This is a genomic window from Sphingobacterium sp. UGAL515B_05 (genome assembly GCF_033097525.1).
Classification (GTDB): Bacteria; Bacteroidota; Bacteroidia; order Sphingobacteriales; family Sphingobacteriaceae; genus Sphingobacterium.
The window spans coordinates 6,023,292-6,037,141 of record NZ_CP109907.1 but is presented as its reverse complement, the minus strand read 5'-3'; the positions used below and the strand labels follow the sequence as shown (position 1 = coordinate 6,037,141).

The following is a 13,850-nucleotide window of genomic DNA, read 5'->3' as shown; positions in this document are numbered from 1 at the left end:
AACTTATGAAATCGATATATAACATATTGTTTATTTCTTCTTTGCTGCTTCTTGGTTTGTCCGCATGTCGCAAAGATTTGTTGAATCAGAATCCAACAACAACGCCAAGCTCCGAAACGTTCTGGGTGGACGAAAATGACGCGCTTGCTGCGTTAATGGCGAACTATTCCATATTTAGGCCTTGTTTTGATCGCGACTATCATTTCGATGGACATGGAGATTTCCTTAAAATGTACAATACTGGTGCGGCACCTATTTCATTAACGGTCAATAGTCCGATGAATTATGGCTCCGGTGCATCGGCAATGTATAGAGCATTGTATGGATCTATATTCAGTTCTAACTTTGTGATCGAAAATACCAATACGCGTTTGTTGCCCGTAGCAAAAACTGATGCTGTAAAACAAACCCTGGAAATTATCGTGGCGGAGGCCAAGTTGTTGCGCGCCATTGCATACTTTAGATTGATTTCCCTATGGGGTGATGTGCCTTATTTTTATAAATCGGCACCAGCTCCCGCAGAGGCTGATACGGTGCGGAGAATGCCTATTGCACAGCTGAAAGATTCTATTATGGCTGATTTGAACTATGCGGTGGACAAATTGCCCAAAAAGGGGTCTGCAATTGGTCGTGCCGGTAAGCCTGCTGCATTGGCCTTTCGTGGTAAGTTTCAATTGTATTGGGGTTCGTGGAAGAAAAACGGATGGCCTGAATTGGATGGATTTGTACAATCTGCTACAGAGGCTAAAACGGCATATACTGCGGCCGCTGCTGATTTTAAACGTGTAATCAATGATTTTGGCATCAAAATGTTTAGAAATGGTGATCCAGGTCAATGGGGTGAATTGGGGAAGGCTGATGTGCTCCCAAATTATTACTACATGTTTATACCTTCTACCGGCAACTTGAGCCAAGATGAGGAAATGGTCATGGTGCTTACCCATGGCGGTGTGGGAACAAAACAAAGTGAGGAATATCAGCGGGTATGGACGGGGCCATTGGTGTCTTTAGGACAGAATCAGGCGATTCCGCGCTATGAATTGGCCGATCGTTACCAATCTACCATTACAGGAGATTTCTTACCAAAGATGGTTCAGCTAGATCCGGTGAAAAATCCTGCAGCACGTACTACGGCAAATTCAGCGGTGAACCCTGAGTCGTACCGTAACCGCGATTATCGCATGAAAGCGACTTTGTTGTGGGATTACGAATTGATTATGAGTATGAGCCCTACGGAGACCACAGGTTATATTCCCTTTATCTACAAAACTTGGGGAGCTGCGGTGACGGTTAACGGTGTCTCCTACAAAACTTCCTTTACCGATAATACCACAAATCTCTCGGGATTGCAATCGCGTAAATTTGTGCGCAATTATGGTGGTGTGGCACGTAGTGATGGAAATTACAATTGGCCTTTGATGCGCATTGCTGACGTATACCTGATGTATGCTGAAGCGACCAATGAGATTGGTGGTCCACAGGCGGACGCAATTGATTTGGTTAATAAGGTTAGGCGTCGTGGTAACCTACCTGCGCTTGCTGGAGCTAAAACCTCGTCTCGTGATGCATTTTTCGATGCCATAGAGCAGGAAAGAATTGTTGAGTTGTTTGGCGAAGGGCAGCGCGCATTTGACTTGAGGAGATGGCGTAAACTGGAAACAGTGTTTGGCAAACCTTATGGTGATGGAAAATGGTTCCAGGATAGTTTTGGAAATAATTGGGAACGCTTTTTCTTCAATGAGTCTGAATTGACTTATCAAAAGTGTTATATCTATCAAATTCCGGAAACAGAACGTTCGCGGAATCCGAATTTAACACAAAATATACCTTGGAAATAATATGGTAACACTTGACTGTAATAAAATGAAATATACATTATTTTTAATCGGTATGCTGTTCGTTAGCTTGTCCGGTTGTAAGGATGATTATCCAATGGATGAGGATGGTTTGTTGATCACGACCAGGTCGGAATGTTATGTCAGTAGTTTTGAACTGTTGGGCGCCGATTTTCAGACGGTACGTACAAAAGCTGCGTTGGTGGATACCGTTGAGCAAACCATAAAAGTGGAGGTGCTCTTTGGTACGGATTTGAAAAATCTATACCCACAATTTTCATTGGTCACCGATGCGGTGTTAGATCCTAAGATTTTAGGAAAACAAGATTTTTCCAATTTGGATACGCCACGTGAATGGACTGTCGTGTCTGGAAATAGAAAGGTTCGTAAGACGTATAAAGTTTATTTGACAGTACAAAAATAAGTAAGCTGATGAAAACAAATTATTTAAAAATAGGGCTGTTGTCCATCGGATTTGGGCTCTTGTTGTTCGGTTCCTGTAAAGAAGAGGCTTATGAAATTCCAACAGCAAAAGATGGTTTGCAAAACGATATTATTAAGCGCTCTTTAGGACCAAATGTGGTTGGGGCTACCATGGACTTTGCTTATGCTGCGGCGATTTTGCCGGATCAGGGGAAACTTACATCAATTTCTGTAGAAGCCAGTATTGCGGGCGATGAAGGTACTGTACTTGAAAACAAATCGTACTACACCAGTAGTACGGGGGCAGATGTGGGTGTTGTTGTTGGCGACCCTGCTACAGTAAATGGGAATAGCATGGAGGTGAAATTTACAAAAGATACCTCCGCTTCAACGCTGCGTTATAGCTACAAAATACCGGCAGCAGCAAAAGGTAAATCGGTCACTTTTACGTTCAGGGCGAGGTCCAGTAATGGGCAGGAAATTGCGTTGAAGACCGAAGCTTATGCGATTCGTAATATGGATATGGCTTTGGACTTGATCGGAAAAGACGGCGCGGCCTGCTTTTTTTCTGTGGCCGACCTAAAATGGTATACTGCTACCGAAGCGGCAGCAAACCCGGATAAGATTGATTTGGTCTATTTGTACCGGGCATTGCCAACGGTGACTTATGCACATTCTTTGGTTGCTCCCACGACGGATGCTGGCTATTTGCCGAGCTTCACCTTACCTGTAGGGTTGACAAATAAAACGAAGATCGTGAAGGCTTGGACGGTGCGCGACCAGCAACTGGCGCGATTGCAATACAGTGTATTTGTGGACGATGTGGATTTGAAAGATAAATCGTTTGTTGATGCGCCAGATTTTGCGATTAATCTAAAAGCTGAATCCGGGATATGGGTACAAACGGCTGATGGCAAATACAATGCTTATGTATATGTAAATAGCGTCAATAATACCACGAAAGAAATGAAGATCAGTGTAAAAAGGCTGCAAGTAAAATAAGGATATGGGTGTAAGGATATGGCTAAAAGTTAAAGGTACTATGCTGGGGGTCGCTTTTATAGCGATCCTTGGAACCTCCTATGGACAACAGGCAAAGGTTACTTCAATAAAAGGAAATGGACAGCGCCTACGGGTGCAGGTGGATGTTCCGACAGCAGGTGTCTATACCTTGGTTTCTGAAGGTGAGGTTACCGATTTGGATAAAATTAAGGCTGCAGATAAAACAGGTATGATGACGCTGTACGCGAGTATTGATGTTCGCGCTGCACGATCGACCAAAAGAATTGTATTTGATAGTTTTAAAGGTGCGAAGCAAGATCTTGGTAAATTTTATTTTGAGAAAGGGAAGCAGACGGTGGGCATGCGATTGCCCGCTTATTTTAAGATGAAAGCTGTTTCGATTAATGCCTTTGTGCCTCCGGTTGCACCAGCTGTAGCAGAAAACTATAAACCAAAGATTGTTCCGCCCGCAGGTCACCCGAGACTATGGGTTAACAACGAGTCTTTGCCGGTCGTTAAAGGGCGGTTGGAAGAAGCGGAGCATCTGGAAGCTTGGGGGAAAGTGAAAACACTTGCGCAACAACCTGTTCAATTTGTTTTTGATTCGAATAAGGAAATGTTTTACGATGAAAAGCTCGAACGTGCTATTGAATCAAAAGCGTTTTATTACCTCATGTCCGGTGACGAAAAAATAGGCAGGGAAGCGGTCAGGCTGGCCGATCAATACTTGACGATGTTGGAGTTCGGGAATGTTTCCTATGGTGATATTACACGCGAGTTGGGACGTGCAATTTATACGGGTGCACTGGTGTATGACTGGTGCTACGCATTATTGGATGTGCACCTTAAGACCAGTCTGCATAAAAATATGATGCGTCTGGCGCAAGATATGGAAATTGGCTGGCCTCCCTTTTTTGGTATCGAAAGTATTATCAATGGGCATGGGAATGAGGCGCAGGTGTCGCGCGATCTGCTGGCAATGAGTATTGCTTTATATGACGAGGATCCGGTACCTTACAAGTATACTTCGTATTCTATTTTGGAAGAGTTGGTGCCCATGCGCAAGTTTGAGTATCAGTCTCCGCGCCATAATCAAGGTGTTGATTACGGTGGCTATCGTTTTGGGTGGGAAATGCATGGAGCCTGGTTGTATTATCGCATGCTCGGTTATCCGGTTTTTGACGATAATATCAAGAATATGCCCTATTATTGGCTGTATATGCGCACGCCTGATGGAAAAATGTTACGCGACGGCGATATGTTCAATGTAAAGTACAACAGCAGTGCTGATTTTTATTGGAAAAATCCACAGACCATGCTGCTTTGTTATGCCTATTCAGGCAATCCGGTAATTAAGGCTGAGTTTGTCAAACAGGGCGGTTTGCCCGACAATCCAATCTTGTTTCTCCTCTTGGATGATCCAAAATTGAAGCCTGATTTTGATCGCCAGAAAATGCCGTTGACGAAAGATTTTGGACCTATTTTAGGGTCTATGGTTGCCCGGACAGGCTGGAGCGAAGAGAACGGAAGTTCCGATGTGGTTGCAGAAATTAAAGGTGGCGGTTATCATTTTGGCAATCATCAGCATGCCGATGCAGGTGCACTGCAGATTTATCATCATGGTATTCAGGTTGGTGATCTTGGTTTGTATCTTTCGTATGGTTCCCCTTATGATTTTAACTTTAATAAGCGTTCGGTTGCACACAGCATGCTGTTGGTGCGTGATCCTGCGGAACCGCTTTTATTCAGGACCAAAACAAATGATGGTGGGACTCGGTTTAGTCAGCGTTTTCCGCGCACGGTTGACGAGGTGTTAAATGATTCCTGGTACCATACGGGAGAGATCAGGGCATCCGCATTTGGTAACGATCCCATTCAGCCGAGCTATAGCTATTTCAATATGGATCTAACGGCGGCATATACAGCTAAAGTAAAATCCTATGCAAAAAGTTTCCTGTTTTTGAATTTGAAGAGAAAGGATGTGCCTGCTGTCATTGTCTTATTGGATGAGCTTAAGACCAATGATAAGAAATTCGAACCCTATTGGCAGATCAATACGCTTGAAAAGCCGGTACGAAGTGAAACAGGTTTTGTGTTAACTAGTAAATTTAAAAACGCAGCCGGTTCTACTTATGTTGATTTGCTGAAGCCACAGTTAAAAGAGTGTGCAGTGAAATTGTATTCGGGTGATTCGACTGCTTTTGTTTTTGGTGATCTTTATCAGGTCAAGTCTCCTTGGCCGGAGGCTAGGGGAACACGGATTATGGTTTCACCCAAGCAGGAAAGTGATCAGGCCAGTTACGCTTCGGTTTTTCAGATGACAGAGAGTGGCTCTTCAAAATTACCGGTGTATTCGGAGGAAAAAGCGAATTATTACCTCATAAGAGTGGCTGATCGTCTACTGGTGGTGGCCAAACCAAATCAATATCTTGATGAGCCCATTGAATTTGTGGTGCCGGGAGATCAACAGTATGAAGTTGTTGTGGTCGGTTTGAAAGATGGTTTCTGGAATATGAAAAGTTCATTAAAAAATAGTAGCTTTAATATAAATGTCCTGAAAGGAAATCATACCACCAGTTGGAAATCTAAAGCCGAAACTATTTATTTGTCGCCGGGAAGGCCGTATGAAGCCCAAGAGGGAAAGATTAATTAAAGAATACATTGTTTAAATTTTTTTAATGATTTTGTATTCTTATTTTTGCATAAAATTGTATACAATATGAAAGAGGATTCGCTTGCCTATAAAGTTTATTTAGAAGTACGTAAGAAAATTTTGTCCAGTCAGCTGGCTGGCGGGGCAAGATTGGTGGAAAGTGCTTGGGCGGATAAGATGGCGGTGAGTAGAGTGGCTGTTCGTGAGGCTTTTATGCGTTTAGCAGGGGAGAGTCTGGTTGAGTTTGGTGAAAAAGGTGGCTGTTTTGTGAAGAAAATGACGGTCGAAGATGTGAAGGATATTCGTGAGCTGCGTGAGCTGTTGGAGATAGGTGCATTAAAGATTCTGTTTTCAAAGAAAAGTAAAGAGCTTATCGAAGATTTGGAACTGATCTGCAACGATTTTTCTGACATGGTCAGTAAAGGTTATTATGGGGGTGCTTGCGAGGCGGATGTTCGTTTTCATGAGCGTATTATTGAGGGAACTTGCAATTCAAGGTTGATTGCTATTTACAAGAATAGTAACATCCCCTTATTCCATATGAAGCTTGGGGCTATTATGGGGCAGATGGAAGATTACCTGGATACGGAGAAGGAGCATCGGGCTATTGTTGATGCGCTGAAAGCGGATGACTGGAATAAAGCTTATACCACTTTGGTTCATCATCTGGATCGGGGCGAGCAAGAAGCCTTGGAACTGGTTTAATATTTTTTTGGATTTTTATAATGGGTCTATTGTTTACAATAGACCCTTTTTTGTGCTGTCCCACTGCAACAATTGCCCTTTTTCAGCTTCTGTAATCATAAGTCCCTGAATGCCTTTTGGGTCTAAAGCACAATTTGTTGGATTCTTCCCCGGCGTAGGTATTTTCTCGGTCGTCTTGTTTTTGGTATCAATGCATAGGATATGTTGCGATCCATAAATCGCTGCAAAAAGATAATTGTCCTGCGTGAGAGCTATGCCGTCCGGACCGATACTACCGCCTGTTTCTATGAATTTTTCGATGTTTTCCACCTGTTGTGTCAAGCTGTTCCAGTGCATTTTCCAGAGCCATTTTGTGCCTGTTTCAGCGACAAAAAGTGTGCAGTTGTCTGCTGCAAAGGCCAATCCGTTTGGGTAAAAAAGGCCTGTGTGGATCTTCGTAAGCGCACCATGTTTATGTAGACAGCAGATGTAACCTGTGCCATCTTCTAGGTCACTTCCCGGACAGGAGAATAGTAGGTTCCCTTCGGTATCAAAACATAAGTCGTTGGGCATTTTTAATGGCTTTCCTGCGATTTCCGTGACTATTGTCGTCGTGGTTTTGTCGAAGGGATCATAGCAACGGATGCTGTTTTGTTGTGAGTCGCAAAACCATATTATCCCGTTTTTATCGATTGCAATTCCGTTGGGATGTCCATTCACAGCTATTCTGCTATACTGATTGTCTTTGTAATAGATCAAGTTTCCTGCTTCTTTCTCCACAAGCCATATACCACCCTCCCGGTCGAAAGTGGGGCCTTCTGGAAAAAGAAGTCCTTCAATGAGAATATTCATTTTTAAAAATTTTAAAATTTATTTTAAATGTATACAAAAATATTGTAATTTGGTATACATAAAATAAGGTGTATTAAAATACAAATTATTGATGACTGCAACATGTGTGGCGGTGATCGCCCAATTATAACAATAACAAATAGCAAAACTTTTAATAGGCATGCAAGAAAATGAAAAATCAGCCGCGATACTGCGGGAGAATGCAAGATGGATACCTGGTGGAGTGGTATCGTTAAATCGGAAGTCAGATCCGAATATCTGCTTCGTCAAAGGGAATGGTAGTTTGGTCGAAGATATTGACGGGAACAGCTACATCGATTATCAGGCTGGATTTGCTGCATCCTTTTTGGGGCATAATGATCCTGATGTGAACGCCGCAGTGTTACAGACATTGCAGGAGCAGCAGGTATTGATGGGGGCTGGGCCAACGTTACTGGAAGGTGAGTTTGCGGAGCTTTTTTGTCAGTCTGTTCCGTCGGTAGAGAGTGTGCAGATTACAACTACAGGATCGGAAGCGACTTACCATGCGATCCGTATTGCCCGTGCAGTAACAGGGCGTGATCATGTGATTGTTATGCAGGGGGGCTACAATGGCTGGCATAACGATGTGGCCTGCAATGTGATCAGTCAACGTGCAGATGTTGGCTCATATCAAAGTCCGGGAGAATATCCATTCGATTCATTAAGTGCTGGCGTTCCCAAAAATCACAGCGATTTAGTCCACATTGTCAACTATAACGATTTGGAAAGTGTGCTGTATGTGGTTCAAAAATATGATGTTGCCTGTATTTTGTTGGAGCCTATTCTTCAGAATATCGGTATTGTAAAGCCAAAGGAAGGTTACCTGGAAGGCTTACGCAAGATGGCGGACGAGCATGGGTTTCTGTTGATCTTTGATGAAGTGAAAACTGGATTTAGACATGCGCTGGGGGGCTATCAGTCGATCTGTGGTATTCAGCCGGATCTTTCAACTTTCGGAAAGGCGGTTGCAAACGGCTACCCATTGGGTGTTATTGCAGGAAAGAAAAAATACATGGATTACTTTGTAGATCCTGATAAGTCGAAGCGGGTGATGATTGCCGGTACTTTTAATGCTTTTCCTTTAACGACTGCCGCTGCAATTGCAACATTGAAAAAATTAGGCAGCTCGGAGCATCGAGTTTATGAGCACGTAGAAGCACTTGGTGCGCGTTTGGAACAGGGATATAACGAAATATTTCCTAAATTAGGCGTACCATTTTATGTCGCACGTCAAGGATCTGCCTTCTGTACATATTTTATGGACCATGCGCCAGTCAATTTTCATGATATTTTGGATAACCACAACTTTGAACTGGATACCCAATATCGTAAAAAGCTTATTAAGGAGGGGATTTTCAATTTCCCGGCACCAATTAAACAAGGCAGTATCTCCTTTGCGCATACGGAGGATGATATTGATCGGACTTTAGAAGCAACTGAACGCGTAATAAAAAGTTTGTAAACCCTAACTATGAAAATAACCGCTATTGAAACCTTTGTGTGCCATGCGCGCATGCGAAATTGGATTTTTGTCAAAATTATTACCGATCAGCCCGGACTTTGGGGCTGGGGCGAAGCCACCTTGGAATGGCATACGCAAAGTGTGGTCGGAGCAATCAAAGATATTTCTCAATTGTTGATCGGTGAAGATCCGCGTCGTATTGAATACCTGTGGCAGATGATGTATAGACAACACTTCTGGCATGGAAACGGGATCGTTCGTGGCACGGCCATCAGTGGTATTGACATCGCCTTATGGGATATTCTAGGTAAAATTCACAATGTCCCTTGTCACGAGCTGTGGGGAGGCCGTGTGCGTGATTATATCCGTTTGTATTGTCATTTAGGTGGAGGTCGCATGGAGGATTTTTATGAGACTGCTCCGGATGATGCCAAGCGGTTTGGTGATCTTGCGCTGAAAGCTGTTGATGAGGGTTTTACCGCTTTTAAATCGATGGCTGTCCCAGAGACCATGTCGTTGGAAGGTCTCCGTCCAATTAAATATGCTGAAGCTTGCGTGAAGGCCATGCGTGACGCTGTTGGCGACGATATTGATATTATGGTGGATTGCCATGCGCGGCCAAGCCCACGTATGGGGATGCAATTTGCGAAAGCATTGGAGCCATATGGCCTGTATTTCTTTGAAGAGCCATGTTGGCCAGAAACCATGGAAGATATTGCCTTGATTCAACGGGCAGTGACGACACCTATTGCGTCAGGCGAACGTTTGATCGGAGTGCATGCATTTCGGGATATGCTCGAGAAGCGGGCAGTGAGTGTGATTCAACCTGATATTACCCATTGTGGCGGTCTCTCTGAAGCGCGTAAGATCGCAGCTTTGGCTGATGCTTACCGTGTATCTATGGCGCCACATAACCCGCAGGGACCTGTGAGTACGGCCGCCTCCATTGAGCTGGGATTTGCAACACCATCCTATATTATTTGCGAAAGTGTGCATAAGGACGTTGAATGGCGCCAGGACGTGGTTACCGAAGGGTTTACAGTTCAAGAGAAAGGGCGGATTGTTCTGCCGAATAAGCGCGCCGGTTTGGGTATTGAAATTAATGAAGAAGAGGTAAAGAAGCATCCTTTTCAACAGGAAATATTGCAGCGAACCTTCTATAAAGACGGTAGTGTAGGGGATTGGTAGTCTAAAAATAGCGATCATGGAGGAATATAAGAATAAAGTCGTATTGATCAGTGGGGGACTTGGTGATATCGGAAGGGCTATGGCTGAAGCATTTTTGACCCAGCAGGCAATTGTATGCATCTCGGATCGGTTTGAACCACAGGCGGCGAGAGCGCAGTGGCCCTTGTTGGATGATGCTGGAGCACGTTTGTTTTATGATCAGGTCGATGTTGCAGACGCCAGGCAGGTGGACGCCTGGGTGAAACGCATAAGGCAGGAGTTGGGCGCAATATCCATCTGTATCGCGAATGCCGCATGTGTCACTATTAAAGACTTCAGCACGTTAAGCAACGAGGAATGGAAGAATGAAATGGCCGTTAATCTCGACGGTTCATTCTTCCTGGCGAATGCCTGTGCGAAGTCATTTGTGGAGACTGAGCTTGCGGGCTCGATCATTTTTATGGGTAGCTGGGCTGCACATGCCGTACATCAAAATTTACCGGCCTATAGTGTCTCTAAGGCGGGCCTGCGGATGCTTTGCCAGGCCATGGCTCTTGAATATGCAGCATACGGAATTCGTGTCAACGAGATTGCACCAGGTTATGTCAATGCCGGGTTGAGCAAAGTGGTTTGGTCATCAAACGCCGAACTTCAAATGAAAGCAAAGGCTGTGGTGCCACTTGGTCAGATTATAGAAGCCGAAGAGGTTGCTAAACAGGTGCTATGGATCTGTTCGGACAATTGTAAACATATGACTGGTACCGCAATTGTAATGGATGGTGGACTGTCTTTGATTAGACCTTAGTGTATGAAACAGAAAGACCTCTTGAAAGAAACGACGGGTAGTTTGTACGGACGATTTGGACTTAGCCAATGTGATATTACTCCTCCGATCGGCATCTATTCCCGTAATTGGGGGGCGGCTGCATTTGACCGGGCAACGGCTGTTCATCAGCCTTTGATGATGCATTGTCTATATATGAAATCCTGCGATGGCTTGCCTGCAATTCTGTTAACCGCTGATTTAGGCTGGTGGAAAAATGCCGCTGATGAACAAAATTTACGATTAGCATTGCTCAGTCATTTCAATCTGGCTGAATCGCAGCTGATTTTTGCGCTATCGCATACTCATGCGGGGCCTAGTATCTGTTCGGCAGATGCAGCGCAACCTGGAGGTGAACTGATTTTGCCGTACCTTGAATTCCTCAAACAACAGGCGATATCTTGTGTTGAAATGGCACAAAATGGGCTATTTAAGGGAAGTTTAACCTGGAACTATGGTGTATGCGATTTGGCCAGCAACCGCGATCTGGAGGTAGATTCTCATTATTTGATTGGTTACAATCCATTGAAAGCAGCAGATACAACCTTGTTGGTCGGACGGCTGTATGATGAAACTGAAAGCTTGAAAGCGGTTATTTGTAATTATGCCTGCCACCCAACAAGCTTTGCTCACGAGAATGATCTGCTCTCGCCTGATTTTGTGGGCGAAATGCGAAATACTGTAGAGCGCTCGTTATCCGTGCCTTGTCTTTTTTTACAGGGCGCATCAGGTGATTTAGCTCCACGGAGACAGTATGTAAAGGATCCAGCACTGGTCGAAGCTAACGGAAAGCAGTTGGGTTATGCTGTTCTCGCGACGCTGGCCCAGGAACAGCATAGTCATAAAAACTGGGTTTTTAAGGAATCCTTGATTTCGGGGGCTCCACTGGCCTGTTGGGGATTTCGGGAACAGACCGCTCCAATCGATTTTAAGCAAAGGGTATTAGCTGTTAAAGTGCCTTACAAAAAACTGCCTAGTCCCGAAGCAATTTTGAGTGAATACGAACGCTGTACGGATCGTGTTATGAAAGATCGCCTTTGGCGGAAATATAATACCCGTAAATCCATTGGAGATCAACAGGAAGCTATTATTCCGGTGTGGATCTGGAAAATGGGCGATGCCGTGTTGGTGGCGCAGGCCAACGAAGCCTATTCCTGTTATCAAATCGAAGTGAGAGCCCAATTTCCAGATCATACGATCGTTTTTATCAATATCGCGAATGGCTATGTGGGGTATCTCGCACCGAAGGAGCTTTATGATAAGGATATTTATGCTGTGTGGCAAAGCCCCTATGCCAGCGGCGGTCTTGAAATACTTATTGAACAAACTAAATTAGGAATTCAAACATTATTGACCGATGAAACTCGATTGGATTGATGTCGTTATTTTTGCCGTATATATTATTGGTATAGTGGTATTGGGCTTATACGCTTCGAAAAAAAACTCCGCCTCGAAGCGGGATTATTTTCTTGCGGGTGATAAGCTGCCCTGGTGGATAATTGGCGGAAGTATCATCGCCGCAAATATCAGCAGTCATCATCTCGTTGGCGCTATGGGGGCCGCTTATAGTCGCGGTTTTGTGGCGATCACCCTGGAATGGGGAGCGATTCTCATCGGTTTTAATGCATTGTTATGGATATTTCTCCCTTTTTATATCCGCAACGGTTTCTATACGATTCCTGAGTACCTCGAAAAAAGATACGGCAACGCTACCCGCGTGTTGTACGCTATTTTGATCCTGTTTACCTATGTTTTTGTGGAGATTGGCGCCGTTCTTTATTTGGGCGGTCTGTCGCTGCACGCTTTATTCGGCATTCCTATTTTATACAGTATTTTTGGAATGGCAATTTTGACCGGTTTATATACCGTTTTAGGCGGTCTAAAAGCGGTGATATGGACGGAGATGGTACAGCTTGTCATTTTGGTGCTGGGCGGAATAGTATTAACTTTTGCCACCATTGATGCGGCAGGAGGTTTTCAGTCTGTGGTAGAATCCTCCAAGGATTGGAAAATGTTTTATCCCGCATCTGATCCTGACTTTCCCTGGACGATGTATTTAGGCGGACTGTTGTGTATCAGCGTGTTTTATTGCGCTACGAACCAATTTATTGTGCAGCGCGTATTGGCTGCAAAAAATGAATGGCATGGGCGCATGGGGGTCATCTTTGGTGACTATCTTAAATTTTTGGTTCCCTTGATTATTACTATTCCGGCATTGGTGGCTCCAAAATTCCTACCGCATCTCGATCAGCCCGATTTACTGTTTGCGACACTCGTGGAAACCTTATTGCCCAAAGGTTTGGTTGGCTTGGTGATGGCAGGGTTAATTTCGGCCATCATGTCCCATATTTCAGGAGCGATCAATTCCTGTACAACAATTCTGACCGTCGATATCTACAGCCAGTATATTAATAAAAATGCAAGTGACTACGAAGCAGTCCGTTTTGGTAAGCGCGCCGGAGTCGCTATTATCGTGCTCGGAATCATAAGTGCGGTTGTATTGATCAGTTATTCGGATAAACCAGTTTTCCTTTATTTGATGAATCTATACGGTCTTTTTACGCCAGGCATTGCAACAATGTTTTTAATGGGGGTTTTTTGGAAAAGAACCACATCGCAGGGTGCTTTGACAGCAGGTTTACTGACAATTCCGCTTTCTTTACTTTTGGAATACGCCTTACCTGAAATGCCGTTTTTTAATAGAACAGGTATTGTATTCTGGACTTGTATGATTGCTTGCGCAGTAGTCAGTTTGTTGACACCTGCGGTCTCAGAAGCAAGGTTAAAAAATCTTGTGTTGACCGGCGATTCTTTTCAGGTACCGGTTCAGGATAAAGCCGCTTACCGTGGATTTCGAAATCCGACGGTATGGTGGATAATTATAACGGTATTGGTGCTCTATTTTTATGTACGTTATTTTTAGCTTAA

General features: G+C 44.1%; 11 protein-coding genes. 10 read left to right on the top strand and 1 reads right to left on the bottom strand.

The window, feature by feature from the left end:
• Positions 1–5 precede the first annotated feature (5 nt).
• The 5 genes from OK025_RS25295 (at position 6) to OK025_RS25275 (ending at position 6,618) form a co-directional block, all read left to right on the top strand.
• Complete coding sequence (locus OK025_RS25295; protein ID WP_317667516.1) at positions 6–1,838, top strand: RagB/SusD family nutrient uptake outer membrane protein; 1,833 nt, start codon at positions 6–8, stop codon at positions 1,836–1,838.
• A 25-nt stretch (positions 1,839–1,863) separates the two neighbouring features.
• Entirely contained in the window at positions 1,864–2,259 is a 396-nt protein-coding gene (locus tag OK025_RS25290) for a hypothetical protein (RefSeq protein ID WP_046676362.1), read from the top strand.
• 8 nt (positions 2,260–2,267) lie between these two features.
• The gene (locus OK025_RS25285) at positions 2,268–3,260 is read left to right on the top strand and encodes a DUF4466 family protein (RefSeq protein ID WP_293955354.1); all 993 of its coding nucleotides are present in this window, start codon (positions 2,268–2,270) and stop codon (positions 3,258–3,260) included.
• Positions 3,261–3,264: 4 nt separating this feature from the next.
• Positions 3,265–5,913, top strand: coding sequence for a hypothetical protein (locus OK025_RS25280; RefSeq protein WP_317667513.1), 2,649 nt, complete (start codon positions 3,265–3,267; stop codon positions 5,911–5,913).
• A gap of 66 nt (positions 5,914–5,979) precedes the next feature.
• A complete protein-coding gene (locus OK025_RS25275; protein WP_201670606.1) occupies positions 5,980–6,618 on the top strand; it encodes a GntR family transcriptional regulator in 639 nt (212 codons plus the stop codon).
• A gap of 33 nt (positions 6,619–6,651) precedes the next feature.
• Here the strand turns inward: OK025_RS25275 and OK025_RS25270 are convergent, their stop codons facing one another.
• Positions 6,652–7,449, bottom strand: a complete 798-nt coding sequence (locus tag OK025_RS25270) for an SMP-30/gluconolactonase/LRE family protein (RefSeq protein ID WP_317667512.1) — start codon at positions 7,447–7,449, stop codon at positions 6,652–6,654.
• Positions 7,450–7,609: 160 nt separating this feature from the next.
• On the opposite strand from OK025_RS25270, the gene OK025_RS25265 reads away from it, so the two are divergent.
• The 5 genes from OK025_RS25265 to OK025_RS25245 are packed head-to-tail and all read left to right on the top strand — an operon-like array spanning position 7,610 to position 13,845.
• Positions 7,610–8,932: an aspartate aminotransferase family protein gene (locus tag OK025_RS25265; RefSeq protein ID WP_075991900.1), complete on the top strand. Its 1,323-nt coding sequence runs from the start codon at positions 7,610–7,612 to the stop codon at positions 8,930–8,932.
• Positions 8,933–8,941: 9 nt separating this feature from the next.
• Positions 8,942–10,120, top strand: a complete 1,179-nt coding sequence (gene dgoD / locus OK025_RS25260; protein WP_075991901.1) for a galactonate dehydratase — start codon at positions 8,942–8,944, stop codon at positions 10,118–10,120.
• A gap of 16 nt (positions 10,121–10,136) precedes the next feature.
• The gene (locus tag OK025_RS25255) at positions 10,137–10,904 is read left to right on the top strand and encodes an SDR family oxidoreductase (protein ID WP_317667510.1); all 768 of its coding nucleotides are present in this window, start codon (positions 10,137–10,139) and stop codon (positions 10,902–10,904) included.
• A 3-nt stretch (positions 10,905–10,907) separates the two neighbouring features.
• Complete coding sequence (locus OK025_RS25250) at positions 10,908–12,299, top strand: hypothetical protein (protein WP_317667509.1); 1,392 nt, start codon at positions 10,908–10,910, stop codon at positions 12,297–12,299.
• Positions 12,280–13,845, top strand: a complete 1,566-nt coding sequence (locus OK025_RS25245; protein ID WP_317667508.1) for a sodium:solute symporter family transporter — start codon at positions 12,280–12,282, stop codon at positions 13,843–13,845. Before OK025_RS25250 ends, OK025_RS25245 begins: the two co-directional genes overlap by 20 nt.
• The last annotated feature ends 5 nt before the right edge of the window (positions 13,846–13,850 follow it).

Coding starts and splice junctions, on each gene's coding strand:
- OK025_RS25245 (WP_317667508.1), top strand. CDS start 12,280: ATGAAACTCGATTGGATTGATGTCGTTATTTTTGCCGTATATATTATT.
- OK025_RS25255 (WP_317667510.1), top strand. CDS start 10,137: ATGGAGGAATATAAGAATAAAGTCGTATTGATCAGTGGGGGACTTGGT.
- OK025_RS25295 (WP_317667516.1), top strand. CDS start 6: ATGAAATCGATATATAACATATTGTTTATTTCTTCTTTGCTGCTTCTT.
- OK025_RS25285 (WP_293955354.1), top strand. CDS start 2,268: ATGAAAACAAATTATTTAAAAATAGGGCTGTTGTCCATCGGATTTGGG.
- OK025_RS25265 (WP_075991900.1), top strand. CDS start 7,610: ATGCAAGAAAATGAAAAATCAGCCGCGATACTGCGGGAGAATGCAAGA.
- OK025_RS25250 (WP_317667509.1), top strand. CDS start 10,908: ATGAAACAGAAAGACCTCTTGAAAGAAACGACGGGTAGTTTGTACGGA.
- dgoD (WP_075991901.1), top strand. CDS start 8,942: ATGAAAATAACCGCTATTGAAACCTTTGTGTGCCATGCGCGCATGCGA.
- OK025_RS25275 (WP_201670606.1), top strand. CDS start 5,980: ATGAAAGAGGATTCGCTTGCCTATAAAGTTTATTTAGAAGTACGTAAG.
- OK025_RS25270 (WP_317667512.1), bottom strand. CDS start 7,449: ATGAATATTCTCATTGAAGGACTTCTTTTTCCAGAAGGCCCCACTTTC.
- OK025_RS25290 (WP_046676362.1), top strand. CDS start 1,864: ATGAAATATACATTATTTTTAATCGGTATGCTGTTCGTTAGCTTGTCC.
- OK025_RS25280 (WP_317667513.1), top strand. CDS start 3,265: ATGGGTGTAAGGATATGGCTAAAAGTTAAAGGTACTATGCTGGGGGTC.